At 62.8% G+C, this 24,653-nt stretch carries 24 protein-coding genes and 1 tRNA gene; 18 read left to right on the plus strand and 7 right to left on the minus strand.

Features of this window, described 5'->3' with window-relative positions:
• Positions 1 to 182: 182 nt before the first annotated feature.
• The 8 genes from I6L39_RS14215 (at position 183) to I6L39_RS14250 (ending at position 8,350) form a co-directional block, all read left to right on the plus strand.
• Positions 183 to 374, plus strand: coding sequence for a hypothetical protein (locus I6L39_RS14215; RefSeq protein WP_216990006.1), 192 nt, complete (start codon positions 183 to 185; stop codon positions 372 to 374).
• 164 nt (positions 375 to 538) lie between these two features.
• On the plus strand, positions 539 to 1,174 hold the full coding sequence (locus tag I6L39_RS14220) for a YchE family NAAT transporter (RefSeq protein WP_042075167.1): 636 nt from the start codon (positions 539 to 541) through the stop codon (positions 1,172 to 1,174).
• Between the two features lie 279 nt (positions 1,175 to 1,453).
• Positions 1,454 to 3,073, plus strand: coding sequence for an ABC transporter substrate-binding protein (locus tag I6L39_RS14225; RefSeq protein ID WP_042075168.1), 1,620 nt, complete (start codon positions 1,454 to 1,456; stop codon positions 3,071 to 3,073).
• 97 nt (positions 3,074 to 3,170) lie between these two features.
• The gene (oppB, locus tag I6L39_RS14230) at positions 3,171 to 4,091 is read left to right on the plus strand and encodes an oligopeptide ABC transporter permease OppB (RefSeq protein WP_010674330.1); all 921 of its coding nucleotides are present in this window, start codon (positions 3,171 to 3,173) and stop codon (positions 4,089 to 4,091) included.
• 14 nt (positions 4,092 to 4,105) lie between these two features.
• Positions 4,106 to 5,017: an oligopeptide ABC transporter permease OppC gene (gene oppC / locus I6L39_RS14235; protein WP_042075170.1), complete on the plus strand. Its 912-nt coding sequence runs from the start codon at positions 4,106 to 4,108 to the stop codon at positions 5,015 to 5,017.
• 107 nt (positions 5,018 to 5,124) lie between these two features.
• On the plus strand, positions 5,125 to 6,105 hold the full coding sequence (locus I6L39_RS14240) for an ABC transporter ATP-binding protein (protein WP_042075173.1): 981 nt from the start codon (positions 5,125 to 5,127) through the stop codon (positions 6,103 to 6,105).
• Positions 6,106 to 7,101, plus strand: a complete 996-nt coding sequence (gene oppF / locus I6L39_RS14245; RefSeq protein ID WP_042075175.1) for a murein tripeptide/oligopeptide ABC transporter ATP binding protein OppF — start codon at positions 6,106 to 6,108, stop codon at positions 7,099 to 7,101.
• A 292-nt stretch (positions 7,102 to 7,393) separates the two neighbouring features.
• The gene (locus tag I6L39_RS14250) at positions 7,394 to 8,350 is read left to right on the plus strand and encodes a TerC family protein (protein ID WP_216990007.1); all 957 of its coding nucleotides are present in this window, start codon (positions 7,394 to 7,396) and stop codon (positions 8,348 to 8,350) included.
• Positions 8,351 to 8,407: 57 nt separating this feature from the next.
• Here I6L39_RS14250 and alr read toward each other — a convergent pair whose 3' ends face one another.
• Positions 8,408 to 9,634 (minus strand): alanine racemase, encoded by a 1,227-nt coding sequence (alr, locus tag I6L39_RS14255; protein ID WP_042075178.1) that lies wholly within the window; start codon positions 9,632 to 9,634, stop codon positions 8,408 to 8,410.
• Positions 9,635 to 9,807: 173 nt separating this feature from the next.
• On the opposite strand from alr, the gene I6L39_RS14260 reads away from it, so the two are divergent.
• On the plus strand, positions 9,808 to 10,254 hold the full coding sequence (locus I6L39_RS14260) for an isoprenylcysteine carboxylmethyltransferase family protein (protein ID WP_042075180.1): 447 nt from the start codon (positions 9,808 to 9,810) through the stop codon (positions 10,252 to 10,254).
• Between the two features lie 72 nt (positions 10,255 to 10,326).
• Here the strand turns inward: I6L39_RS14260 and I6L39_RS14265 are convergent, their stop codons facing one another.
• The 5 genes from I6L39_RS14265 to I6L39_RS14280 all read right to left on the minus strand — a co-directional run bounded on the left by I6L39_RS14265 (position 10,327) and on the right by I6L39_RS14280 (position 14,145).
• Positions 10,327 to 11,586 carry a dicarboxylate/amino acid:cation symporter gene (locus tag I6L39_RS14265; protein WP_042075181.1) on the minus strand — a complete coding sequence of 420 codons (1,260 nt, stop codon included), beginning with the start codon at positions 11,584 to 11,586 and terminating at the stop codon, positions 10,327 to 10,329.
• A 203-nt stretch (positions 11,587 to 11,789) separates the two neighbouring features.
• A complete protein-coding gene (locus I6L39_RS14270; protein ID WP_216990008.1) occupies positions 11,790 to 12,266 on the minus strand; it encodes a hypothetical protein in 477 nt (158 codons plus the stop codon).
• A gap of 123 nt (positions 12,267 to 12,389) precedes the next feature.
• A tRNA-Pro gene (locus tag I6L39_RS14275) sits at positions 12,390 to 12,466 on the minus strand.
• Positions 12,467 to 12,677: 211 nt separating this feature from the next.
• Positions 12,678 to 12,800, minus strand: coding sequence for a hypothetical protein (locus I6L39_RS20340; RefSeq protein WP_280841991.1), 123 nt, complete (start codon positions 12,798 to 12,800; stop codon positions 12,678 to 12,680).
• Between the two features lies 1 nt (position 12,801).
• Positions 12,802 to 14,145, minus strand: a complete 1,344-nt coding sequence (locus I6L39_RS14280) for a dihydroorotase (RefSeq protein WP_010674339.1) — start codon at positions 14,143 to 14,145, stop codon at positions 12,802 to 12,804.
• Between the two features lie 79 nt (positions 14,146 to 14,224).
• Between I6L39_RS14280 and I6L39_RS14285 the strand changes: the two genes are divergently transcribed.
• Positions 14,225 to 15,109 carry a 6-carboxytetrahydropterin synthase gene (locus tag I6L39_RS14285; RefSeq protein WP_216990009.1) on the plus strand — a complete coding sequence of 295 codons (885 nt, stop codon included), beginning with the start codon at positions 14,225 to 14,227 and terminating at the stop codon, positions 15,107 to 15,109.
• A 73-nt stretch (positions 15,110 to 15,182) separates the two neighbouring features.
• Here the strand turns inward: I6L39_RS14285 and I6L39_RS14290 are convergent, their stop codons facing one another.
• Complete coding sequence (locus I6L39_RS14290; protein WP_216990010.1) at positions 15,183 to 17,195, minus strand: methyl-accepting chemotaxis protein; 2,013 nt, start codon at positions 17,193 to 17,195, stop codon at positions 15,183 to 15,185.
• Positions 17,196 to 17,452: 257 nt separating this feature from the next.
• Here I6L39_RS14290 and hinT point away from each other — a divergent pair, with 257 nt between their 5' ends.
• From hinT to secD, 8 genes are all read left to right on the plus strand, one after another.
• Entirely contained in the window at positions 17,453 to 17,803 is a 351-nt protein-coding gene (hinT, locus tag I6L39_RS14295) for a purine nucleoside phosphoramidase (protein WP_209791711.1), read from the plus strand.
• Positions 17,803 to 19,215 (plus strand): COG3014 family protein, encoded by a 1,413-nt coding sequence (locus I6L39_RS14300; RefSeq protein WP_216990011.1) that lies wholly within the window; start codon positions 17,803 to 17,805, stop codon positions 19,213 to 19,215. Before hinT ends, I6L39_RS14300 begins: the two co-directional genes overlap by 1 nt.
• A gap of 69 nt (positions 19,216 to 19,284) precedes the next feature.
• On the plus strand, positions 19,285 to 19,683 hold the full coding sequence (locus I6L39_RS14305) for a YcfL family protein (RefSeq protein ID WP_042075193.1): 399 nt from the start codon (positions 19,285 to 19,287) through the stop codon (positions 19,681 to 19,683).
• Positions 19,683 to 20,279, plus strand: coding sequence for a penicillin-binding protein activator LpoB (lpoB, locus tag I6L39_RS14310; protein WP_216990012.1), 597 nt, complete (start codon positions 19,683 to 19,685; stop codon positions 20,277 to 20,279). Before I6L39_RS14305 ends, lpoB begins: the two co-directional genes overlap by 1 nt.
• The gene (locus tag I6L39_RS14315; RefSeq protein ID WP_216990013.1) at positions 20,269 to 21,129 is read left to right on the plus strand and encodes a phosphotransferase; all 861 of its coding nucleotides are present in this window, start codon (positions 20,269 to 20,271) and stop codon (positions 21,127 to 21,129) included. Before lpoB ends, I6L39_RS14315 begins: the two co-directional genes overlap by 11 nt.
• A gap of 50 nt (positions 21,130 to 21,179) precedes the next feature.
• Complete coding sequence (locus I6L39_RS14320; RefSeq protein ID WP_042075201.1) at positions 21,180 to 22,040, plus strand: DUF6279 family lipoprotein; 861 nt, start codon at positions 21,180 to 21,182, stop codon at positions 22,038 to 22,040.
• A 100-nt stretch (positions 22,041 to 22,140) separates the two neighbouring features.
• A complete protein-coding gene (locus I6L39_RS14325) occupies positions 22,141 to 22,608 on the plus strand; it encodes a hypothetical protein (RefSeq protein ID WP_216990014.1) in 468 nt (155 codons plus the stop codon).
• A gap of 147 nt (positions 22,609 to 22,755) precedes the next feature.
• Complete coding sequence (secD, locus tag I6L39_RS14330; protein ID WP_216990015.1) at positions 22,756 to 24,558, plus strand: protein translocase subunit SecD; 1,803 nt, start codon at positions 22,756 to 22,758, stop codon at positions 24,556 to 24,558.
• Positions 24,559 to 24,653 lie beyond the last annotated feature (95 nt).

Here is a 24,653-nt window from a genome sequence, read left to right on the forward strand (position 1 = left end):
CTCCCTCCTTTTCGGGTGGCGCGGGAACAGACAAGGGGGAGTGTCATGGTGACACGGCCACGCTGGAAGTGGGGCATGCGTTTCAAGTTTGTTGAAAAAGCGGCTTGTTACTTTCATCCAGTTGCCGCACCCGGCGCACAAGATGCTGAAGGTGAGGCGACGGCACAGGCAATGATGGGCCTATGATGGCAGAAGAGGGCGGTCGCTGGCCGTGGCGCGGGCGGATAGCCACTGTGCAGGAGGCGCCGGGGTATGCCGATATCCGGCCAGCGGTATGGCCGTTTGTGGAGTATCAATATCGTGATGAGAGAGATGAGCAGAATAAAATGCCGACGGGTTGTATCATGCCGTTAAATATTGACCATATTGCTTAACAACTCGATATGTTGAATTTCGTCGATACATTAGAGGAACTAACTAAAAAGCCCCGGTAAGGGTGAGATTATTTGATTGGAGAAGGGAAAAGTCCTGGTGTAAATTTACGCGCAGTTTGATGGGGATGGCCCTCAGTGGCCCGGCTTGGTTCTGGATGGCGCCTATGGCAGCAATTGACTTCTCTTTATACCTGAAATTCTTCGTCGGCCTCTTTGCGATCATCAACCCGCTGGGTCTGTTGCCGGTCTTTGTCAGTCTGACGGGTCACATGCAGCCGGAGGAGCGCAGGAAGACCAATACGACGGCCCACATCGCCGTGATGATCATCCTGATGGTCTCCATGTGCATGGGGCAGTTGATCCTCGACGGCTTCGGCATCTCGCTGGCCTCCTTTCGTATAGCGGGGGGCTCGCTCATCACCCTGATCGCCTGGTCCATGCTGCAGGGCAAGCTCGGCGAGGTGAAGCACAACAAGCAGGAGAAGGGGGAGCTGGCCGCGCGCGAATCCATCGCCGTGGTGCCCCTGGCGCTGCCCCTGATGGCCGGGCCAGGTGCCATCTCGTCCTCCATCGTCTATGCCAGCCAGAAGACCCTGCCCCAGCTGGCCGGCATGTTCCTGGTGGTGGTGGCGTTCGCCTGCTGCTCCTGGCTCATCTTCCGCGCCGCCCCCCTGCTGTTCAAGCTGATGGGCAACACCGGCATCAACGTGGTCACCCGTATCATGGGTCTCATCATGATGTCCCTCGGCATCGAGATCATAGTAGCCGGCATCAAGGGAGTCTTCCCCGGCCTGATGTGAGCCAGGTCTGTTTTGTCGGAGCCGGTCCCTGTGACCGGCTTTTTATTGTTTCTTTTTTGTTGGTCATTTCCTAGAATCGAGCGGCTCTGTATGAAAAATAACCGCCGCGCGATATTTAAATGCTGAATAAATGGTTTAAGGCTGTTTTTTTGACCATTAAAGTGGTCCCGCACTGATGATATCTATTGCATTATCAGAATTGTCAGGGAATTATGCGGGCAGCGAGGTGTTTGTCTCGTGGATAACAAATGCATGGAATGTTCTTGTTGGAGTATGGAAATGACTCATAGAAAAACAATTATTAATACCCTTTTATTGACCGCACTCTTTGGTGGCGCCACCCTGGCCCAGGCCGCCGATGTCCCCGCCGGTACCAAGCTGGCTCCCGAGCAAACCCTGGTGAAGGGCAATGGCTCCGAACCTGCCACCCTGGATCCGCACAAGACCGAGGGAACGGTAGAATCCAATATCCTGCGCGACCTGTTCGAGGGTCTCGTCACCTCCGGCCCCAAGGGTGAGACCCTGCCCGGCGTCGCCGAGTCCTGGGAAACCAAGGACAACAAACACTACGTGTTCCACCTGCGCAAGGATGCCAAGTGGTCCAACGGCGATCCCGTCACCGCCCACGATTTCGAATTTGCCTTCAAGCGCGCGGTGGATCCCAAGACGGCCTCTCCCTACTCCTGGTACATGGAGATCCCGACCATCGTCAACGCCACCGACATCATCGCTGGCAAGAAGCCGTCCGACACCCTGGGTGTGAAGGCGGTGGACGATCACACCTTCGAGGTGCAGCTGGAGAAGGCGGTGCCTTACTTCGTCAGCATGCTTTCCCACACCACCACCTATCCGGTCCCGAAGAAGGTCATCGAGAAGTTTGGTGACAAGTGGACCCAGCCCGGCAACATGGTGTCCAACGGCGCCTACGTGCTGAAGGACTGGGTGGTCAACGAGCGCGTCGACGTGGTGCGCAACCCCAGCTACTGGAACAACGGCAAGACCGTCATCGAGAAGGTGACCTATCTGCCGATCCAGTCCACCAACGCCGAGCTGAACCGCTATCTGGCCGGCGAAGTGGATCTCACCTACAACATGCCCATCGAGCGCTTCAAGCAGATGAAGAAGGATCTGCCGGACGAGGTGAAGGTGAGCGGCTATGTGGGCACCTACTACTACCAGTACAACTTCAAGCACAAGCCGTTTGACGACGTGCGGGTGCGTACCGCGCTCTCCTACGCCATCGATCGCAACGTGATCGCCGACAAGGTGATGGGCAAGGGCGAAACCCCGGGCTACACCCTGGTGCCCGACTTCGTGGACGGCTTCAAGCCGGTGGCGCCGGCCTGGTCCAAGCTGACCCAGGCGGAGCGCGACGCCAAGGCGAAGGAGCTGCTGACCGAAGCCGGTTACGGCCCGGGCAAGCCGCTCAAGTTCGAGCTGCTCTACAACACCGACGACAACCACAAGAAGGTGGCCGTGGCCGTCGCCTCCATGTGGAAGAAGCTCGGCGTGCAGGTGAGCCTGGTGAACCAGGAGTGGAAGACCTACCTGGAGACCAAGAAGCAGGGTAACTTCGACGTGGGCCGCGCCGGCTGGATTGCGGACTACAACGAAGCCTCCTCCATGCTGGATCTGATGCAGACCACCCACGGCAACAACGACGGCAAGTACTCCAACCCCGCCTTCGATAAGCTGATGAGCGAGTCCCGCAACCAGGTGGATGCCGATGCGCGCAACAAGCTCTATGTCCAGGCCGAAGAGATCCTGGCCAAGGACATGCCGATCGCCCCCATCTATCAGTACGTGACCTCCCGCATGGTCAAGCCCTACGTGGGCGGCTACCCGGCCAACCCGCTGGACAACATCTACAGCAAAGACATGTACATCGTTGCTCACTGAGTAAAGAAACAAGTCGCATAACAAGCAGGGCCCGCCAGACGGCGGGCCTTTATTACAACCGCGACCCTTTGGAAGCAGTACAGGACAGGAAATGTCTATGTTGAAATTCATCCTTAAACGTCTATTGGAAGCGATCCCGACTCTGCTGGTCTTGATCACCGTCTCCTTCTTCATGATGCGATTCGCCCCGGGCAACCCCTTCACCAGCGAACGCGCCCTGCCGCCGGAAGTCCTGGCCAACATCGAGGCCAAATATGGCCTGGACAAGCCCATCGGCATGCAATACCTCACCTATCTGGGCAACCTGGTCCAGGGAGATCTGGGGCCCTCCTTCAAGTACAAGGACTTCACCGTCAACGATCTGGTGAGCCAGGCGCTGCCCGTTTCCGCCAAGATTGGCTCGGTCGCCTTCCTGCTGGCGGTGACCCTGGGGGTCACCTTCGGCACCATAGCGGCGCTCAAGCAGAACACCCTCATCGACTATCTGCTGATGTCGTCGGCCATGGCCGGGGTGGTGATCCCGGGCTTCGTATTGGCACCGCTGCTGGTGCTCTTCTTCAGCATCTATCTCGGCTGGTTCCCGGCGGGGGGCTGGCAGGGGGGGGGCGCCCAGTTCATGGTGCTGCCGGTGTTCGGCATGATGATGTACTACATCTCGGCCATCTCCCGCATCATGCGCGGCAGCATGATCGAGACCATGAACTCCAACTTCATCCGTACCGCCCGCGCCAAGGGGCTGCCCCTGCGCCACATCATCCTCAAGCACGCGCTGCGCCCGGCCATGCTGCCTGTGGTCTCTTACCTGGGTCCGGCCTTCGTGGGCATCATCACCGGCTCCGTGGTGATCGAGACCATCTTCGGCCTGCCGGGGATTGGCCAGCTGTTCGTCAACGGAGCGCTGAACCGTGATTACTCCATGGTACTCGGCCTGACCATTCTGGTCGGCGCCCTCACCATCACCTTTAACGCCGTGGTCGATATCCTCTATGCCGTCATCGATCCCAAGATCCGTTACTAAGCCGGGAGTTCATCATGGTAGTCACAACTGAAAAGCGCGAAGCCGTCGAGGCGTTCGCCCAGAAAGTGGAAGTGGTGGAAGGACGCTCCCTGTGGAAGGATGCCCGTCGCCGTTTCCTGCGCAACAAGGCGGCCCTGACCAGCCTCATCATCCTGACCATCATAGGTCTGGCGGTGATCGTCGGGCCCCACCTGTCCCAGTACACCTTCGACGATCCGGACTGGGGCGCCATGCAGACCGCTCCTGACATGGAGACGGGTCACTGGTTCGGTACCGACAGCCTGGGTCGGGATCTTTTCGTGCGTACCCTGCTCGGCGGGCGCATCTCCCTGATGGTCGGTATCATGGGGGCCCTGGTGGCCGTCATCATCGGCACCCTGTATGGCGCCGCCTCCGGCTTCATCGGCGGCCGGGTCGACAGCCTGATGATGCGGGTGCTGGAGATCCTCAACGCCTTCCCCTTCATGTTCTTCGTGATCATGCTGGTGACCTTCTTCGGTCGCAATCTGGCCCTCATCTTCCTCGCCATCGGCGCGGTGAGCTGGCTCGACATGGCGCGGATCGTGCGCGGCCAGACCCTGAGCCTCAAGAGCAAGGAGTTCATCGAGGCGGCCCACGTCTGCGGCGTCTCCAAGTGGAAGATCATCACCCGCCATATCGTGCCGAACGTGCTCGGCATAGTGGCGGTCTACGCCACCCTGCTGGTGCCGGGGATGATCATGTTCGAATCCTTCCTGAGCTTCCTGGGGCTGGGGGTGCAAGAGCCCATGACCAGCTGGGGCGCCCTGCTGGATGAAGGCTCCAAGTCGATGGAAGTGGCCATCTGGCAACTCCTGTTCCCCGCCGGTTTCATGGTGGTGACCCTGTTCTGCTTCAACTTCCTCGGGGATGGTCTGCGTGATGCCCTGGATCCAAAGGATCGCTGACAGCAAGGAACAGGCAAGACGCCAAGGGGCCGTAAGACCCGTTCAGGGACGCGCTGCGTTCGGGATGGGCAGGCCGGCATCACGACAGCGCGATAAGGAGTGCTGATATGAAATTACTGGATGTGAAAGATCTGCGGGTCGAATTCAAGACCCCGGACGGCAATGTGGTGGCCGTCAACGACCTCAACTTCTCCCTCTCTGCCGGCGAAACCCTGGGGATCGTCGGGGAGTCCGGTTCGGGCAAGTCCCAGACCGCGTTCGCCATCATGGGGCTGCTCGCCAAGAACGGCGTCATCACCGGCTCGGCCAGGTTCCAGGGGGAGGAGATCCTCAACCTGCCGGAATCCAAGCTCAACCGCATCCGCTCCGAGAAGATCGCCATGATCTTCCAGGACCCCATGACCTCTCTCAACCCCTACATGAAGGTGAAGGATCAGCTGATGGAAGTGCTGATGCTGCACAAGGGGATGACCAAGGCCGCCGCCTTCGAGGAGTCGGTGCGCATGCTGGACGCGGTGAAGATCCCCGAGTCGCGCAAGCGGATGAACATGTACCCCCACGAGTTCTCCGGCGGCATGCGCCAGCGGGTGATGATCGCCATGGCATTGCTGTGCCGGCCGCAGCTGCTCATCGCCGACGAGCCGACCACGGCCCTGGACGTGACGGTGCAGGCCCAGATCATGACCCTGATGAACGAGCTCAAGCGCGAGTTCAACACCGCCATCATCATGATCACCCACGACCTCGGTGTCGTGGCCGGCATCTGTGACAAGGTGCTGGTGATGTATGCGGGCCGCACCATGGAATACGGCAGGGTGAACGACATCTTCTATCGCCCGAGCCACCCCTATACCGAAGGGCTGCTGCGCGCCATTCCCCGCCTCGATACGGAAGGGGAAGTGCTGCCCACCATCCCGGGCAATCCGCCCAACCTGCTGCGTCTGCCCACCGGCTGCCCCTTCCAGGAGCGCTGCCACCGGGCCCACGAGATTTGCGGCCAGCAGTCTCCCGTCCTGACCCCCTTCGGCGACGGTCGGGAGCGGGCCTGCCACTGGGTATCGGATGCCATGATCAAGGGAGTGAACTAAATGGGTACTGACAAGAAACTGCTGCTGGAAGTGTCCGACCTCAAGGTTCACTTCAGCATCAAGAGTGACAAGGCCTGGCCCTGGGCCAAGCCCTCCGCCCTGAAGGCGGTGGATGGCGTCACCCTGCGCCTGTACGAGGGGGAAACTCTGGGGGTGGTGGGGGAGTCCGGCTGTGGCAAGTCCACCTTCGCCCGCGCCCTCATCGGCCTGGTGCCGGCCACCGACGGCAAGGTGGTGTGGCTGGGGCAGGATCTGACCAAGCTGGAGCAGAACGCCCTGCGGGAGAAGCGCAAGGAGATCCAGATGATCTTCCAGGACCCGCTGGCCTCCCTGAACCCGCGCATGACCATAGGCGACATCATCGCCGAGCCCCTCATCACCTTCTATCCCAAGCTCCCCAGGGAGGAGGTGAAGGAGAAGGTGCGCGCCATGATGACCAAGGTGGGCCTGCTGCCCAACCTGGTGAACCGCTACCCCCACGAGTTCTCCGGCGGCCAGTGCCAGCGCATCGGCATCGCCCGGGCGCTGATCCTGGAACCCAAGATGATCATCTGCGACGAGCCGGTCTCGGCGCTGGATGTCTCCATCCAGGCTCAGGTGGTGAACCTGCTGAAATCCCTGCAAAAGGAGATGGGGCTCTCCCTCATCTTCATCGCCCACGACCTCTCCGTGGTCAAACACATCTCGGATCGGGTGCTGGTCATGTACCTGGGCAACGCTGTGGAGCTCGGCACCGGCAAGGAGATCTTTGCGAACCCCCTGCACCCCTACACCAAGGCCCTGATGTCGGCGGTGCCCATCCCGGATCCGGACGTGGAGCGCAGCAAGACCATCCAGATCCTAGAAGGGGACTTGCCGTCCCCCATGAACCCGCCCTCCGGCTGCGTGTTCCGCACCCGCTGCCCGGTGGCGGGCCCGGAGTGTGCCAAGACCCGGCCCATGCTCGAGGGGAACTTCGACCACGCGGTTTCCTGTCTCAAGGTGGATCCGCTCTGAGACAGATGGGATGACGAGGGGCGCCCGGGTGGCGCCCCGTTTTTTTGTCCGGGGCAGAAGATGCCTCTTGGCGCCATCTTCCCGGGCTGTTACTATCCGCCGCACAAGGGGAGTAACTTCTCGCCGGTTTGTCGTCATTACGGTGCACCCATATCCTGCAGTGCACCCGGCAGCCGGGCAGCAAATTGAACTTGCTGTAAGTGAGACCTTGCCGAGAGGCAAGGTGTATCTGCTCCAAACGCAAACCCACGCCTCTCGGTCGTGGGTTTTGTCGTTTTGGGAGAAGTGAAAAATGGGTGAATGGTGGATGTGGACCGGTTTCTTCAGCATAGTGCTGGTCCTGTTATGGATTGACATACGCTTCGTCGGCGGCGGCAAGGCGCACAAGGTGTCGCTCAAGGAGGCAGGGATCTGGTCCCTCATCTGGGTGAGCGTGGCGCTCTTGTTCAACCTGGCCATCTGGCTCTGGCTGGATCACAGCGTGGGCCGCGAGGTGGCCAACGAGAAGGGGCTGGAGTTCCTCACCGGCTACCTCATCGAGAAGGCGCTGGCGGTGGACAACGTCTTCGTCTGGCTGATGCTGTTCGGCTACTTTGCCATTCCGGCCGAGCTGCAGCGCCGGGTGCTGCTCTACGGTGTGCTGGGCGCCATCGTCATGCGGGCCGGCATGGTGTTTGCGGGCAGCTGGCTCATCGAGCAGTTCCACTGGATCCTCTACCTGTTCGGCGCCTTCCTGCTGCTGACCGGGGTCAAGATGCTGTGGGCCGCCGACAAGGAGCCGGATCTCGCCAACAACCCGCTGCTGCTCTGGATGCGCCGCCGCTTCAAGGTGACCGAGACCCTGGAGGGGGAGAGCTTCTTCGTCTGGCGCGACGGCGTGCGCTACGCCACCCCGCTGCTGCTCATCCTGGTGCTGGTGGAGGTGAGCGATCTCATCTTTGCGGTGGACAGCATCCCGGCCATCTTCGCGGTGACCACGGATCCCTTCATCGTGCTGACCTCCAACATCTTCGCCATCATGGGCCTGCGTGCCATGTACTTCCTGCTGGCCGGGGTGGCGGAGCGCTTCGCCCTGCTCAAATACGGCCTGGCGCTGATCCTGATGTTCATCGGGGTCAAGATGCTGCTGCTCGACATCTTCAAGATACCCACCGGCATCGCGCTGGGTGTGGTGGCGCTGATCCTGCTGGCGTCCATGGGGCTCAGCCTCTGGGTGACTCGAAAGAAAGAGGGCGTGAAAGCGGCTTGATGGCCAAACCACTGAAAAGGGCTCCCGCGGGAGCCCTTTCTTGTTTCCGATCCGCGGTCAGCGCGTGATCTTCTTGGGGTTGGTGTAGCCCCAGACGGTGTACATGTCCGCCAGCAGGGCGCCGTTGTACTCTTCCAGGTCAGACTGCTTCACCTCGGCGTCACCCTGGCGGCCGAACAGCACCACCTCGTCACCGGGCTTGACCCCCTTGAGATCGGTCACGTCCACCATGATGGTGTTCATGGAGGTCTTGCCCACCACAGGCACCTTCTGGCCCTGGATCAGCACATAGGCCTTGTTGCTGAGCGCCCGGCGATAGCCGTCGGAGTAGCCGAGCGGCAAGTTGGCGAGCAGGGAGTCGCGCTTGAGGGTGAAGGTGCGGTCATAGCCGACGGTGTTGCCCGCCGGGTAGTGATTCACCGAGGCGACCTGGGTCTTGAACGCCATCACCTTCTTGTACTCGGTGTAGGAGGGGATGGTGTCGCCATAGATGATGCCGCCCGGGCGCACCATGTCGAAGTAGGCTTCCGGCACTTCCAGGGTGGCGAAGGAGTTGGCGGCATGGATGGTGAGCTTGCTGCGATCCAGCTTGCCCGCGTCGATGAGCCACTGGTAGTCCAGCTTGAACTGGGCCAGCCCCAGCTTGACGTCCTCTTTCTCCTCCACCGGGAAGTGGGTCATGATGCCGACCGGGGTGATCCCCTTGAGCTTGAGCATGGCCAGGGCATCTTCCTTGGAGTCCGCCAGGCGCAGATCGATGCCGTTGCGGCTCATGCCGGCGGAGTTCAGACCGATGTGCACCGGGATGGTGGTGTGGTGGCGCTGGGCGATGTCGGCGATCCCCTGGGCGCTGGCCAGGCTGCCTACCAGCTCTTCCAGCTTGTAGGGCAGGGCCTGCTCCACCTCGGCCGGGGTGGCGGCACGGACCCGCATCAGCCGGCCTTCGAAGCCCTTCTCGCGGGCCACCCGGGCCTCTTCATTGCTGGCGATGCCGATGCAGGGGATGCCCGCCTTGACCACGGAGGGGACCAGCAGGTCAATGCCGTGGCCGTAGGCGTCCGCCTTCATGATGGCGCAGATCTGCGGCCCCTTGTCACCCAGGCGATCCTTGAGGGTCTGGATGTTGTGTTCGAAGGCGGTCAGGTCCACTTCCAGCCAGGCGTTGGTGGCGGTCTGCTCCTGGCCGTTGCGGGTGTCGCTGGCGAGCGGCAGATAGGGGGCGGCGACCGCCTGACCGGCGAGCAGCCCGAAGATCAGGGTCGCGAGCAGCGTTTTCTTGTGCATGGGATGTTACCTTCTTATTGTCTCTGTTGAGGCGCGTCCTGGTGTGGACGCGGGCGTAGGTATCTTGGTAATTTATTCGTATGTGGATGATATTTATCCATTTTTCCCAAGGTGCCAGCGGCGAGAGTGTATCTTAATGGCGTCATTCGTGGCACATGCTGCAGGAATAAAATATGCGTTTAGTGGTGCGGATCCCACCTTTGCTGCTGTTTGTGGTCATCGCCCTTGTCATGTGGCTGGGGCGGGGAGAGGCGAGGGGGGCAGAGCCCCTGCTCCTGCCGGCCGCAGCCCTGCTGCTGGCGGGAGCCTTGCTGGGAGGCGGGGCACTCCTGCACTTCTGGCGCCAGGGGACCAGCGTCCACCCCATCCGCCTGGATCAGAGCCGGGTGCTGGTGACCCGGGGCGTCTATCGCATCAGCCGCAACCCCATGTACCTGGGGCTGCTCTGCTGGACCATGGCGCTGGCCTGCTATCTGGGGGGCATGATGGTGTGGCTCGGGCCGCTGCTGCTGTGGGGCTGGCTCACCCGCTTTCAAATCCTGGCGGAAGAGCGGGCGCTGCACAGGCGCTTCGGCGATGCCTATGCCGATTACTGCCGGCGGGTGCGGCGCTGGTGTTGAGGGGGCTCCTGGCCGATTGCACATAAAGAAACGGCCCGCAGAGGCGGGCCGTATCGAGAGCGCGGGTCGGGATCAGGCCTTGGCTGTGTCGACCTGGCCGAGGGGTTCGCTGTCCCCCAGGCTGTCCTCGCTCTTGGCCACCACGCTGGCGGCGATGGCGTTGCCCAGCACGTTGGTGGCGGAGCGGCCCATGTCCAGGAAGTGATCGATGCCGAGCAGCAGCAGGATGCCGGCCTCCGGGATCTGGAACTGGTTGAGGGTGGCGGCGATGACCACCAGGGAGGCGCGCGGTACGCCAGCCATCCCCTTGGAGGTGACCATCAGCAGCAGCAGCATGGTGATCTGCTGGGCGGTGCTGAGCTCGATGCCATAGGCCTGGGCGATGAACATGACCGCGAAGGTGCAGTACATCATGGAGCCGTCCAGGTTGAAGGAGTAGCCCATGGGCAGCACGAAGCTGGCGATGCGCTTGTCACAACCGAACTTCTCCAGCCTGTCCAGGGTCTTGGGGTAGGCGGCCTCGGAGCTGGCGGTGGAGAAGGCGAGCAGGATGGGCTCGCGGATCATGGCCAGCAGGGTCAGGATGCGGCGACGGATGAAGAGGCTGCCCATGACGATGAGCAGCAGCCAGAGGCAGGCCAGGGCCAGGTAGAACTGGGCCATGAAGCTGCCGTAGGTGGCGAGGATGCCGAGCCCCTCCTTGGCCACCATGGCGGCAATGGCGCCGAACACGGCGAAGGGGGCGAAGTTCATCACATAGCCGGTCACCTTCAGCATGATCTCGGCGCCGCTGGCCATCAGCATGACCACGGGCTTGGCGGCATCCCCCAGGGCGGCGGCGGCCAGGCCGAAGAAGAGGGAGAACACCACGATCTGCAGGATCTCGTTGGTGGCCATGGCCTCGACCACGCTCTTGGGAATGGCGTGGGTCACGAAGTCCTTGAGGGAAATGGCGGCTGCGGTCACGCCGGAGCTGGCGCCGTCATCGGGCAGGGAGAGGGAGAGCCCCACCCCGGGTTGCATCAGGTGGACCATCACCAGACCCAGGGTCAGGGACATCAGGGAGGCGAGCATGAACCAGCCCAGGGTCTTGACGCCGATGCGGCCCACGGTGCGGGTGTCGCCCATCTTGGCGATGCCGACCACCAGGGTGGTGAACACCAGGGGGGCGATGATCATCTTGATCAGGCGCAGGAAGATGTCGGTCAGCAGGGTGATGTCGCTGGCAAAGCCGGCGGCCTCTGCAGGGGCAAACAGGCGATAGCCTTGCCCGGTAACAATGCCAAGCATCATCGCGATGAGGATGGCAACGGTCAATTTATTCATTTTCATGGGGGAGTCCCAGTCTCGATATGTGCAGTGCTGTACAGGTAGGCAGGGTGCCACCTCAGTCCTTTTTTGTGATCCGGGCCGTGGAATCCAGACAGCCGGTGTGCTGGAGCATGCCTAATCGCGAAGGGGAAATCCAGCAACTTATGGCAGAACCTTATGTGGTTATTAGTGGTATGTGATGTAAATCTTGTTAATTAATTATATTAATCGCTGTTTATTTTAATCTTTGCAATATAAACAGCTTCCAGGCTCTGGTCGCCCGATGGGCGGTTTTCCAGGGTGAAGGTCAGCAGTGCCGAGGTGCGATGCTCCACGTGCATCTCGTCCATGAAGGTATCGGGCTCGTATTCGTCGAAGCCGAATCGGGGGCGCGCTGGCGTGACCCTGACCGCATCCCGCGACAGGGTCAGCGTCTGCACCAGCACCCAGGCGTACCCCTGTGCCAGCGCCATCTCCCCGGCCCGCTTGAGCACGTATTTGCGCGCCGTCTCCCTGTCCACCAGCTCGTTGCCGACAAACTCCAGTTGCCACTGGGTAGGCCCGAGCCGGGTCTGGGAGAAACCGGTCTGGCCGTTCCAGAAGGATTTTTCGCTGTCGTAGGGGGTGGCGCAGCCCGCGAGCTGGCCGAGCAGCAGGCCGCACAGGAGAAGACCAGGGAGGGGAGAGCGGGGGAGCGGCATCTGAGGGATCCGGGCAGAAGACAGAGCACCACTACAGCACAATGGACATGGGGAGACAATGAGGGGCGCAGCGGCGCAAAAAGAAAAGGCCTTGTCGTCTGACAAGGCCTTTCTCGGGGAATTTGGTCGGTGTGAGAGGATTCGAACCTCCGACCCTCTACACCCCATGCAGATGCGCTACCTGGCTGCGCTACACACCGACGGAGTCAGCTCGGCTGACGGGGAGGGAGTTTATGGAGATGCCCCGACCCTGTCAACAGGGGAAATTCAGGTTCGAGATCGTTTGCCTGCTTTGCGAGCAACTTCGGATCAAAGTGCGACCAATCACCCGGGGTTGCGCTGTTTTCCCGGCTTGTCGGCCAAAAATGACGGCCACCCGATGGGTGGCCGTTTGGCATCAGCGAAGACTGGTCAGCGGTTAAAGGTCAGTCGCTTGCCAAGCACCTTGTCGGTGACCTGGCCGTTCTGCCAGGCGACTTGACCGTACACCAGGGTCATCTCAATCAGGGCGCGCTGGAAGCGCTCATCACACATATCAGCGATTGAAGGTCAACCGCTTGCCCAACACCTTGTCGGTGACCTGGCCGTTCTGCCAGGCGATCTGGCCGTTCACCAGGGTCATCTCTATGGTGCTCTGGAAGCGGTAGCCGTTGAACGGGGACCAGCCGCACAGGTAGAGCAGGTTGCTGTCGGTGACCACGTAGGGCTTGCCGAGATCCAGCAGCACCAGATCCGCGAAGTAGCCCTCCCGGATGTAGCCGCGATCCTGCACCTGGAAGCGCTCGGCCACCGCGTGGGAGGTCTTCTTGACGATGGTCTCCAGCGAGAAGACGCCGTTGTGGTAGAGCTCCAGCAGCGCCTGCAGGGAGTGCTGCACCAGGGGCACGCCGGAGGGCGCCTTGAAGTAGCTGTTCTGCTTCTCTTCCCAGGTGTGGGGGGCGTGGTCGGTGGCGATGATGTCGAGCACGTCGTTGCGTACCGCATCCAGCAGGGCGTGCTGGTCGGCCGCACTCTTCACCGCCGGGTTGCACTTGATCTGGCTGCCCAGGGTGTCGTAGTCCGCCTCGTTGAAGAAGAGGTGGTGTACGCAGACTTCGGCGGTGATGTTCTTGTCCTTGAGATCCTTCAGGTCCGGGGTGGCGGTAAAGAGCGAGAGCTCTTTCGCCGTGGTCAGGTGCAGCACGTGCAGCTTGGCGCCGTACTGCTTGGCCAGGGAGACCGCGAGGCTGGAGGACTTGTAGCAGGCGTCGGCGCTGCGGATGCGGCCGTGCTCGCGCATGGGCACGTCCTCGCCCCACTTGGCGCGAGCTTCGTCTTCCAGCACCTTGATAGTGGGGGTGTCCTCGCAGTGGGTGACGATCATCACCGGGCTCTCGCGGAAGATGGCCGCCAGGGTCTCCTGGTTGTCCACCAGCATGTTGCCGGTGGAGGCCCCCATGAAGATCTTGATGCCGCAGGACTGCTTGGGATCGAGCTTCTTGATCTCTTCCAGGTTGTCGTTGGTGGCACCCAGATAGAAGCTGTAGTTGGCGGCGGCGGAGTTGGCGGCGATCTGGTATTTGGCTTCGAGGGCGTCGAGGGTGGTGGTCTGGGGATTGACGTTGGGCATTTCCATGAAGCTGGTGGTGCCACCGGCCACGGCGGCCCGGGATTCGCTGGCGATGGTCCCCTTGTGGGTCAGGCCCGGCTCCCGGAAATGGACCTGATCGTCGATCATCCCGGGGATGAGGTGACGACCGGTCGCATCGATCACCACCGCATCGGGGGCGCTGATGTCCGGGGCGACGCGGGCGATCCGCTCCCCCTCGATCAGGACGTCGGAAGCATAGATGCGGCCTTCGTTGACCAGGGTGGCATTCTTGATAAGCAATTTGTTCATGGGGGGTTCCAGTTCCTTTGCCGATAATCCGGGGTCATAATATCGCAAACTGCACTTTCTCTGTAGCAAGGCCTGAGTAATGAAGTTATTTGTTAGAGATTTGACTGTGATCGATTCCAGCTATTTGTGCGAGCGCCGCGGCATGGTGGGCGAGAGCTGGCTGGTGGACATCGAGATGAGCGGCGAGCTCAACGAGATGAGCATGCTGCTGGATTTCGGGCGGGTGAAGAAGCTCATCAAGTCGATCATCGATGACGAGGTGGATCACAAGCTGCTGGTGCCGACCGGGAGCCCCCTGGTGCATGTTCAGCCCCTGGACAACGACGAGTGCACCGTGGATCTGCTGCGCCCGGGTCGCTCCATCCATCTGCGTTGCCCGACCCAGGGCTTTGCCTTCATTCCCGCGCCCCAGGTGGATAAAGAGTCGGTGACCCGTTATCTGCTGGCGGTGCTGGCCAAGCGGCTGCCGGGCAATATCAAGGATCTGACCCTGACCCTGCGCCAGGAGGCCATCGAGGGCGCCTTCTACCACTACAGCCACGGCCTCAAGAAGCACGACGGCAACTGCCAGCGCATCGCCCACGGTCACCGCTCCCCCATCGAGATTTCTGTGGACGGGGAGCGCGACCAGGAGCTGGAGCTGAACTGGGCCGAGCGCTGGGCCGACATCTACCTCGGCACCGAAGAGGACAGGGTGGCCCTGTCCGAGCTGGCGCTGAGCGAACAGGCCAGGGCCATCCTGCAAGAGGCTGGCGAACACTACGTCGGCTTCAAGTATGTGGCGCCCCAGGGGCTGTTCCAGCTCGCCATGCCGGCGGCGGAGGTGGAGATGATCGACACCGACACCACCATAGAACTGCTGGCCCACTACATTGCCCGGGAGGTGAAGAAGCAGGTGGGGGACAAGTTCGTGAAGATCGTGGCCTATGAAGGGGTCGGCAAGGGCGCCATCGCCTACGCCTGATCCCCGCTGCGTTGTCCAGATGAACAAAAGGCCCCGCTGTTGCGGGGCCTTGTCATTGTGGGTGTTGCGCCCCTCAGGCGCTGAGCCGGAAGCGCTGCACCAGGGTCTCCTGCTGCTCGGCCAGGGAGTCGAGCTGCTGGCTGGTCTCGGCCACCCGCTCTATCCCCTGGTAGTTGAGATCCGAGATGTCGGAGATGCGGTTGAGGTTGGTGGCGATGTCCGCGCTGGTGGCCTGCTGCTGCTCGGCGGCGGAGGCGATCTGGCTCGACATGTCGCTGATGAGTACCACGATGCCCTGCACCTCCTCCATGGCGTTGTTGGCCTGGGAGCTCTGATCCACGCAGCTGTCCATCTCGCGGGAGCACTCCTGCATCACGTTGACCGCCCGGGCGACCCCCTGCTGCAGGTTCTCGATCATGGTCTGGATCTCGCTGGTGGACTGGGCGGTGCGCCCGGCGAGGTTGCGCACCTCGTCCGCCACCACGGCGAAGCCGCGACCCTGCTCCCCGGCACGGGCGGCCTCGATGGCGGCGTTGAGGGCCAGCAGGTTGGTCTGCTCGGCGATGCCGCGGATGACGTCGAGGATGTTGCCGATCTGGCCGCTCATGGCGCTCACGTCGCCGATCACCTTGCCGGTCTGCTGCAGCTTGCCCGCGAGCTGATGGGTGGTGGTGATGTTGCCTGCCATCACCTTGCGACCCATCTCGGAGGCCTTCTCCACGTCCATCACCCGCTCCAGGGTCTGGTTGGCGGCCTGGGCCACCTCCCGCACCGAGGCCTCCATCTGGGTCATGGCGGCGGCGACCGAGGCGGTCTCCTGGCGCTGTTTCTCCAGATCCGCCCGCACCGATTCGGTGGTGTGGCGGTTGTCGTGGGCGGCGCTGTTGAGCTGGTTCGAGGCCTGGGAGAGCTGCCTGAGCACGTCACCCATCTGGTGGATCAGCAGGTTGATCTGGCTGGCGAGCTGGCCGAACTCGTTCTGGCTCTTGAAGCCGACGCGCTGGGTCATGTCCCCCTGGGTCACCTCGGTCAGCACCCGCAGCAGCTCCTTGAGGGGCTGGCGAATGGCCTTGCCCAGGGTGAAGGCCACCAGGATGGCGACGAAGATGGCGATGGCGATGCTGATCCCCTGGGTGAGGGTGCTCTGGGTCTGCACCCGATCGGAGGCCTTGATGCTGGCGTTCATCAGTTGCTGGCTCTGGGCCGTGATCCCCTCCAGCTTGTTCTGGATGCCAAGGATGAGCTGGCTCGCCTGCCGGCTCTGCTCGCGCATGGCCTGCTGCTGTTTCATCAGGGCCAGGTACTGGGCCAGCACCCCTTCGTTGCCCGTGGTATCGCGCACGAACCCGTGGACGTAGTGACCCATGTTGTTGTCGAAATCCTTGAGCTCCCCCTGGAGATCCTTGATGGTGCTGTTGAAGCCCTCGATCTGCATCTTGTTGCGCTTGAGCGCAGCCTCGATGGGGGCGGGGATGCTCTGGTTCAGGGCATCCATGGTGGAGAGCTCGATGGCGGAGAGCTTGGTGGTCAGGGTCTCGGAGAGCATCTTGATGAAGCTGTCGTCGACGGTGACCATCATGTCGCCGAGGTTCTTCTTGAACTGGGGCAGGCTGACCTGGAACTGGCCCTTGGCCAGATTGACCTTGTGCAGCCGGGTGAGCAGGGCCTCGTGTTCGCCGGGCAGGGTCTGGGTCAGCTGCAGGTAGTCGTCGACCAGCTTGCCGAGGGCCTGCATGTCACCCTGCAGCTGGGGGTGGGCCGCCACCTGCTGCTTGAGGCTGGTGAGCATCTTGTCCACCTGGCCCTTGGCCTGCTGCAGTTCGGCCACTTCCTCGGGCAGGCGCTTGAGATCCTGCTCGGTCAGCACGTCGGTGAGCCACTTGTTGGCGCTCAGCAGGCTGATCTGGGTCTGGCTGCTGGCGAGCACCAGCGGCATGGACTCCTGGGTCACCTGATCAAGGGCGCCGCTGAGTTCGCTCTGGCTGCGAAAGGTCAGTACCGCGCTGGCCACCATGACGGCGACCAGGATGGCAAAGCCCAGATAGACTCTCTGTAAGATCGAGAGGTCTGACATTGTTTGTTTCATTATTGTCCCGCTGTCTGTGCAAAAGTCCCTTGCCTGAGTACCCCGTCCCTTTGATACCCTGCATGCCCCGAAGGGTGCGCTGCCGTGGCAGTAGGGACGATATCCTCACTATCGGTATTCTTCACAATAACTGAAGGGATTGGGACAACGGCTGTGTCAAATGTCGGCTTGTGTCACACTTGGCGGGCCGTGGCGGCATTTTTGGGAGTCGCTTGAGGTTTGTGTTAAATTTTCTTTTTCATATAAAGGAGTTACCCATGGCGCAAGAAACCATTTTCAGCAAAATCATCCGCAAGGAGATCCCCGCCGACATCCTTTATCAAGACGAGCTGGTGACCGCCTTTCGCGACATTCAGCCCAAGGCCAAGACCCACATCCTGATCGTGCCGAACGTGCTGATCCCCACGGTCAACGACGTGGAGCCGGATCACGAGCTGGCGCTGGGGCGGATGTTCACCGTGGCACGCAAGCTGGCGGCCGAGGCCGGCATCGCCGAGAACGGCTACCGCCTCATCATGAACTGCAACCGCCACGGCGGGCAGGAGGTCTACCACATCCACCTGCACCTGGTCGGTGGCCAGCCCCTGGGACCCCTGCTCAGCCTGTGATGCGTCCCGCCTCGCTGACCGGCCTGCTGTTGGCCGGTCTGCTGCTGGGGGGCTGTGCCTCCCAGTGGAAAGACATCTTCGTCTCCTATTCGGATCAGATGGTGCCCCTGCGCAACGCGCTGCTGCTGGGTCAGGCCGCCGAGGCCCTGCCCGAGGTACGCGAGTCGACCCCGGGGGACGACACCTATGTGCTGGACCAGCTGGAGAAGGGGCGCATCGCCTGGCTGGCGGGCCAGGATGGAGTCAGCAAGCAGGCCTTCGCCGCCGCCGATGGTCGCCTCGCCTGGGAAGACAATCAGGCCCAGTACCGCCTGAGCCATGGGCTGGCCCAGGCGGGCAGCCTGCTGACCAACGATCAGACCATGGCCTACCGGGCCCCGGACTACGAGCGCACCATGCTGCACCACTACCTGGCCCTGGGGTACCTGCAGCGGGGGGATGCCGAGGGGGCCCTGGTGGAGGTGCGCCGCGCCAACCAGGTGCAGGAGCAGGCGCTCAAGCGCCGGGCCGACGAGGTGCAAAAGGCCGGAGAGGAGGACGAGGCCAGCGGAGAGATGCGCCAGCAGATGTCGCGCGCCGCCCCCGAGCTGGATCGCCTGATCGGCAAGGTCAAGAACGGCTTCCAGAACGCCTACACCTTCTATTTTTCCGGCGTGCTCTACGAGGCGGCGGGGGATCTCAACGACGCCTGGGTGGACTATAGGCGCGGCTACCAGATAGCGCCGGACAACCGGAGCCTGCAGGATGCCTTGCTACGCCTGGCTGTGCTTAGGGGCTCGCCCGATGAACTCAAGGAGATCGAGCAGCAGGTGGGCCGCAAGGCGCCGCCCCTTGCCAAGGGCGAGGGGCAGGTGGTGGTGCTGTTTGAAGATGGCCTCATCCCGGCGCGGCGCGAATTCTTCCTGCCGCTGCCCCTCTCCACCTCGGGCGGCGATTTTCGTACCTTTACGGTGGCTGTGCCCTATTACGACAACAGGGCGAGCGACACCGGGCCCCTGACCGTCACCCTCGGCCAGCGGGTCGAGCAGACCAGCGAACTGGTGCGGCTCGAAGCCCTGGCCGCCAAGGATCTGCAGGAGCGGCTGCCGGGCATGCTGACCCGCCAGGCCCTGCGGCTGGTGGCCAAGGAGCAGATGCGGCGCGGCGCGGCCAAGGAGGGGGGGGATGTGGGCAACATCCTGGTCGGGATCTTCAACACCCTCTCGGAGCGGGCGGATACCCGCAGCTGGCTGACCCTGCCCGCCCAGGCATCGAGCTGGCAGGGGAGGGTGACGGCGGGAGAGATCACCCTGACCCTGGGGGCGGGCAGTGCCATGCGCCAGCTGCCGCTCACCGTGCACGCCGGGCGCACTACCCTGGTGTGGGTGCAGCGCCTGGGCGCCGGCTTGAGCACCCGGGTGCTGCCCCTGTGAGGGCCTCCCGGCAATGGCAATCCACCTGAGTGACCGGTCTGGCCAAAGGCCGCCGGCGAGGAGAACAAGATGAAAGCACAAGGGTTGGCCCTGGGCCTGGTTCTGCTGCTGACGGGCTGCGCTACCAATACCTCCGGCATGGCGCTCTATGGCGCGCCCGGGGCGGCGGCGGTGGCGGAGCAGCACCAGAACGTCGACGTCACCCTGACCGAGCTGAGCCGACGCCAGCAGAACGGCCTGTTGCAGGTCAACGTGGCGGTGGCCAGCACCCAGCGCGGTGACAACAAGCTGCAATATCTCTTCTACTGGTATGACGAGGCGGGGCAGGAGCTGGCCAGCGACGGCCGCGGCTGGACACCCCTCAAGCTGCACGGCTACCAGACCCGCACCCTGTCCGCCCTGGCGCCGAGCCCGGCCGCCCGGGGCTACCGGATTTACGTACGCGAAGTGATTGAGGAATCCTACTGATGAAAATGAACCATGCCCTGCTGATCTTGAGCTCTGCCCTGCTGCTCGGCGGCTGCTCCAGCACCACCGTCAGCTATGGCGATCCCACCGAGACCGAGACGGTCACCGTGGATTACGGCTCAAGCGACCTGCAGGCCATCGCCGACAAGATGGCGGACTCCATGCTCGCCTCGCCGGCGACCGCCGAGATCACCGCGGGGGGCCGTCCCGTGATGTTCATGGACAGCATCCGCAACAAGACCTCGGAGCACATCGACACCGAGGCCATCACCGACACCCTGCGCACCAAGCTGCTGCGCGCCGGCAAGTTCCGCTTCGTGGACATGAGCAAGGTGAGCGCGGTCAAGCAGCAGCTCGAGTACCAGCAGGGCAGCGGCATGGTGGATCCCGCCACCATGGTGCGCCTGGGCAAGCAGACCGGCGCCCGCTACATGGTCTATGGCAACCTCGCCAGCATCGTGAAGGACAACGGCAAGGTGAAGGACGTCTACTACCAGATGACCATGAACCTGATGGATCTGGAGAACGGCGAGCTCTTGTGGGCCGATCAGAAAGAGATCCGCAAGCAGGCGAAGACCTCCACCTTTGGCTGGTGAGGACCCGCGCGGGCAGGGGGATCTGGCGGAGCTGGCGCTGCTCGCCAGCCTGCCGGCCCCCTGGAACCAGGGGCGCCTTGAGCCGCTGGCGAGCGGCCTGACCAACGGCAACTACCGGCTCAGCCTCCCCTCGGGAGAGTGCGCCTTCCTGCGCCGCGGCCACCCGGATCCGGTGCGCCTCGGCATCGATCGCGCCACCGAGTGGCGGCTCTATCAGGGGGCCGTGGGGCTGGGGCTGGCACTGCCCTGCCATCACGGCGATCCCGCCAGCGGCCTGATGCTGCTGGCGTGGTGCGACGAGCCGAGCTGGGCCGAGCAGCCGCCCGCGCCCGAGGCACAGCCCGCCCTGCTGGCCGGGGTGCTGGGGCGCCTGCACCGCCTGCCGGTGCCCAAGGTGGTGATGGCGGTGCGGGCCCACAGCGCCGGCTATCGCGCCCGTCTGGCCCGGGTGCCGGCCTGGCTGCCGGCGCTGGAGCGGGCCCTGCTCGCGAGCCGGGAGCCTGATGATTGCTGGCTCCCTTGCCATCACGATCTCAATCCGGCTAACTTGTTGGGACCTCGGCCCTGGGTCATCGACTGGGAGTACGGCGCCGCCGGTCATCCGGGCTTCGAGGTCGCCAGCATTCAGCGTACCCATGGCTGGAGCGAAGAGCAGCGGCGTCAGTTGGAGAGCTGCTATCTTGAAGGCATGGGAACGCATAAGCTGCTCAATGCCAAGGGATTTCAGGCCGATGCCTTCCTGCCATGGGTCGACTACATCGGCCTGCTGTGGGCGCTGCTGATGGCCGAGCGGCAACCCGGGCCCGAGTATCAGGCCCTCATCGACACGAACCGCCAGCGCCTGGAATGAATCCGGCAACGGCATGACTGACGCTTGTTTTCAATGAATGGGAGGCATGCATGGTGACCACATTCTCATGGCGTCAACCTCGTAGCTGGAGCCTGCTGCTGCTCTGCCTGCTGCTGACGGGTTGCGCCACCCGGGTGATCTACTACTGGCTCGACTCGGCCATCGTCTGGCAACTGGACGATTACTTCTCCCTGAATCGCAGCCAGAAGACCCTGCTGGATCAGGAGGTGAAGGGGCTGATGGCCTGGCACCGGCAGCACGAGCTGCCCCTCTACGCCCGGGATCTCGATGCCCTGGCCAGGGCGGTGGCCAGCCCCATGACCCCGGCCCAGGTCACCCTGCACCTGGACAGAACCCAGGCGAGCCTGACCCGCACCCTGGAGAACGCCATTCCTCGCACGGTGCGCCTCGCCAAGACCCTGACCGACGACCAGGTGGCGCATTTCATGGCCGATCGGGTGAAGCGCCAGCAGGAGCGCCAGCACGATTTTGCCACCGAGTCGAAGGCCGAGATGATCAAGGGCTTTCGGGAGAAGATGAACGAGCGCCTGGTGTTCTGGATTGGCAAGGTGAAACCGGCCCAGGCGCCCCTCGTCAACCAGTGGGCCGAGTGGCAATACGAGATGATGGCCCCCTGGCTCGATTTCCAGGAGGCCTGGACAAAGGAGCTGGACCGGCTGATGAAGCAGCGCCAGAGTCCGAATTTCGGCCAGGAGCTGACCCGGTTGCTGCAACAGGGGGACGGGCTGATGGATGGCCGCTTCACCGGCTATACGGACCAGTCACGCCAGCGCACCATCCAGTGGCTGAGCGATCTCAGCCAGTCCATGGATCTCTCCCAGCGGGCTCATCTCTATACCCTGCTCAAGGACTATGCCGAGGACTTCGAGGGCATGACCCGCAGCCGCTGAGGGCGCGGGACCTGAGCGCAAGGGCGGCGGGCCTGCCGCCCTTGTTCTTGTGGGGCAGGCTGTGGTAGCTTGCCCTTTCTATTGTTTGGGAATTAACTTTTTGAGCCTGACTGACAACGTGAAACTGGCGGCGATGACCCTGCTCATCACCCTCGCTCTGTTGTTCTCTACCCTCTCGGTGGAGGGGCTCAGGGTTCCCGCGTCCCAGCCCTCGGCCCAGCAGGCCCACTCGCTGGCGGAGGGGGCGGCGTCTTCCGATGCAAGCCTGGCGGCCCACGGCGTCAGCGGCAGTGACGACGGCATCGTCAAGTTCGTCGGTTCCCACCAGAATCACCTGCTGCGCCTCGAGCACTCCCTGAGTCGCGATCATCAGCCCGGCAGCGTGGTCTACGAGCTGGTAACGAGCTGGTCCCAGCAGGCCATCCTGCTGTTGCTGTGCGGCCTGCTGCTCTATGCCGCCCTGTCGTATCCCCGAACCAGTTTCCGCGACAGGTTTGCCACCCTTCACCAGCGGCGCTTGCAGCGCCGGCATCTGCAGTATCGTTTCGCCCAGAGCTTCCTCGCCTGATCCCGATGGGGTCAGCTTGCCACCTGTTGCCTCATCTTCTCTCTGTTGCTGTTCACCTTCAGTGAACGGCTAGGCTGTCTTGTTTCATTTTTTTGCACGGTGCGACCCGGTGTCGCCCCCTGCCATCGCCTGACAGAGGCCGATTTCATGAGAAAAAAGAGTCATACCGTGTTGAACCGCATGAGCCTGTGGCAGTACGCTCTGTTGCTGCTGATGCTGGTCACCTTCGCGTTCTATTCCCTGCCCACCTTCTTCGGTGAGCAGCCCTCCCTCGGCCTGCACGGTCAGTCGCGCCTGAGCGACGCGCAGCGCACCCTGCTGGCCGACAACCGCATCGAGCCGCTCAAGCAGGTCGCCCAGGGCGATCGGATGGAGCTGGTGTTCGCCAGCCAGGGGGAGCAGCAACTGGCCAAGCAGTTGCTGGAGCTGCAGGGGCTGGACAGCGCCGCCCTGACCCTGGAGTTCTACTCCAACGCCCCGACCTGGATAAGCCGGCTCGGCGCAGACCCCATCAAGCTCGGGCTGGACCTGCGCGGCGGCTCCCAGCTGCTGATCGGGGTGGACGTGGACTTCGTCATCGACAACCAGACCAAGAACCTGGTGGATACCCTGCGCACCCGCTTTCGCGAGGCCAACCTGCGCGGTGCCAGCGTGATGCGCACCGCCCAGGGGAGCGTGACCGTCACCCTGCCCGACGTGGCGGGGCAGGAGGCCTGGCTCGCCATCATCAAGGAGAGCGCCGGTACCCGCCAGGATCAGTGGACGCTGACCCGCTCCGGCAACGCGCTGACCCTGGTGCTGAGCGACGCCGAGCGCACCCTGCTGGTGAACAACGCCGTGACCCAGAACCTGTCGATCCTGAAAAAAAGGATCAACGAGCTCGGCATCGTCGAGGCCTCGGTGGTGCGCCAGGGGCAGGACGGCATCCGCATCGAGCTGCCGGGGGTGCACAACCCCAGGCAGGCGAAAGAGGTGATCGGTGCCACCGCGTCCCTGGCCTTCTATGAAGCCAAGGCCGACAGCCGCTTCGTGATGGCGGATCGCAACGGCCAGTCGGTGGGACTGGCCCGCCAGCCGGTGCTGAGCGGCGAGCACATCGTCGATGCCCGCGCCAACATGGGGGAGATGGGGCAGCCCCAGGTCAACATAGTGCTGGACACCCTGGGGGGGAGCAAGATGAACCAGTTCAGCCGCCAGCACGTGGGCAAGCCCATGGCCACCGTCTTCACCGAGTACAAGACCAATGCCGAGGGCAAGCTGCGCGCCCGCAGCGAGGTGATCAACGTCGCCACCATCCAAACCGCCCTTGGCAACCAGTTCCGCATCACCGGGATTGGCAGCCTGCCTGAGGCCCAGGAGCTCGCCATGCTGCTGCGGGCCGGTGCCCTCACCGCGCCGCTGAAGATCCTGGAGGAGCGCAGCATTGGCCCGACTCTGGGTCTGCAGAACATAGAGGCGGGTTTCACCGCCCTGGCGTTCGGCATGGCGGGCATGATGCTGTTCATGATGGCCTGGTATCGCAAGTTCGGCTGGGTCGCCATCACGGCGCTGGTTGCCAACCTCCTGATGCAGGTGGGGATGCTGGCAGTGCTGCCGGGGGCCGTGCTGACCCTGCCGGGGATCGCCGGTCTGGTGCTCACCGTGGGCATGGCGGTGGATACCCATGTGCTCATCTTCGAGCGGATCAAGGACCGGCTGCGGGAGGGGGGAAGCCTTGCCAACGCCATCGACTTTGGCTATCGCTCGGCGTTTCGCACCATCTTCGATGCCAACATCACCACCCTCATCTGCGCCGTGGTGCTCTATGCCATCGGCTCCGGGCCGCTGCAGGGCTTTTCCATCACCCTGATCCTGGGGCTCATCTCCAGCATGGTGACCGGCATCTGGGGCACCCGCGCCATCATCAACCCCCTGTGGGGCAACAGCCGCGCCAAGCTGCTGAGGGTATGACCATGAACCGACTTCATCACCATGATGCCGCGCCCGTGAGTCTGCATGACCTGCGCACCGACCGCTTCCTGCCGGGAAGCCTGAACCACCTGACG

Source organism: Aeromonas sp. FDAARGOS 1409 (genome assembly GCF_019048705.1).
Taxonomy (GTDB): domain Bacteria; phylum Pseudomonadota; class Gammaproteobacteria; order Enterobacterales; family Aeromonadaceae; genus Aeromonas; species Aeromonas sanarellii.

Bases quoted from the DNA above. Each gene is read 5' to 3' on its own strand.
- I6L39_RS14215 (WP_216990006.1), top strand. From the start codon at position 183: ATGATGGCAGAAGAGGGCGGTCGCTGGCCGTGGCGCGGGCGGATAGCC.
- I6L39_RS14220 (WP_042075167.1), top strand. From the start codon at position 539: ATGGCAGCAATTGACTTCTCTTTATACCTGAAATTCTTCGTCGGCCTC.
- I6L39_RS14225 (WP_042075168.1), top strand. From the start codon at position 1,454: ATGACTCATAGAAAAACAATTATTAATACCCTTTTATTGACCGCACTC.
- oppB (WP_010674330.1), top strand. From the start codon at position 3,171: ATGTTGAAATTCATCCTTAAACGTCTATTGGAAGCGATCCCGACTCTG.
- oppC (WP_042075170.1), top strand. From the start codon at position 4,106: ATGGTAGTCACAACTGAAAAGCGCGAAGCCGTCGAGGCGTTCGCCCAG.
- I6L39_RS14240 (WP_042075173.1), top strand. From the start codon at position 5,125: ATGAAATTACTGGATGTGAAAGATCTGCGGGTCGAATTCAAGACCCCG.
- oppF (WP_042075175.1), top strand. From the start codon at position 6,106: ATGGGTACTGACAAGAAACTGCTGCTGGAAGTGTCCGACCTCAAGGTT.
- I6L39_RS14250 (WP_216990007.1), top strand. From the start codon at position 7,394: ATGGGTGAATGGTGGATGTGGACCGGTTTCTTCAGCATAGTGCTGGTC.
- alr (WP_042075178.1), bottom strand. From the start codon at position 9,634: ATGCACAAGAAAACGCTGCTCGCGACCCTGATCTTCGGGCTGCTCGCC.
- I6L39_RS14260 (WP_042075180.1), top strand. From the start codon at position 9,808: ATGCGTTTAGTGGTGCGGATCCCACCTTTGCTGCTGTTTGTGGTCATC.
- I6L39_RS14265 (WP_042075181.1), bottom strand. From the start codon at position 11,586: ATGAAAATGAATAAATTGACCGTTGCCATCCTCATCGCGATGATGCTT.
- I6L39_RS14270 (WP_216990008.1), bottom strand. From the start codon at position 12,266: ATGCCGCTCCCCCGCTCTCCCCTCCCTGGTCTTCTCCTGTGCGGCCTG.
- I6L39_RS20340 (WP_280841991.1), bottom strand. From the start codon at position 12,800: ATGTGTGATGAGCGCTTCCAGCGCGCCCTGATTGAGATGACCCTGGTG.
- I6L39_RS14280 (WP_010674339.1), bottom strand. From the start codon at position 14,145: ATGAACAAATTGCTTATCAAGAATGCCACCCTGGTCAACGAAGGCCGC.
- I6L39_RS14285 (WP_216990009.1), top strand. From the start codon at position 14,225: ATGAAGTTATTTGTTAGAGATTTGACTGTGATCGATTCCAGCTATTTG.
- I6L39_RS14290 (WP_216990010.1), bottom strand. From the start codon at position 17,195: ATGAAACAAACAATGTCAGACCTCTCGATCTTACAGAGAGTCTATCTG.
- hinT (WP_209791711.1), top strand. From the start codon at position 17,453: ATGGCGCAAGAAACCATTTTCAGCAAAATCATCCGCAAGGAGATCCCC.
- I6L39_RS14300 (WP_216990011.1), top strand. From the start codon at position 17,803: ATGCGTCCCGCCTCGCTGACCGGCCTGCTGTTGGCCGGTCTGCTGCTG.
- I6L39_RS14305 (WP_042075193.1), top strand. From the start codon at position 19,285: ATGAAAGCACAAGGGTTGGCCCTGGGCCTGGTTCTGCTGCTGACGGGC.
- lpoB (WP_216990012.1), top strand. From the start codon at position 19,683: ATGAAAATGAACCATGCCCTGCTGATCTTGAGCTCTGCCCTGCTGCTC.
- I6L39_RS14320 (WP_042075201.1), top strand. From the start codon at position 21,180: ATGGTGACCACATTCTCATGGCGTCAACCTCGTAGCTGGAGCCTGCTG.
- secD (WP_216990015.1), top strand. From the start codon at position 22,756: ATGAGAAAAAAGAGTCATACCGTGTTGAACCGCATGAGCCTGTGGCAG.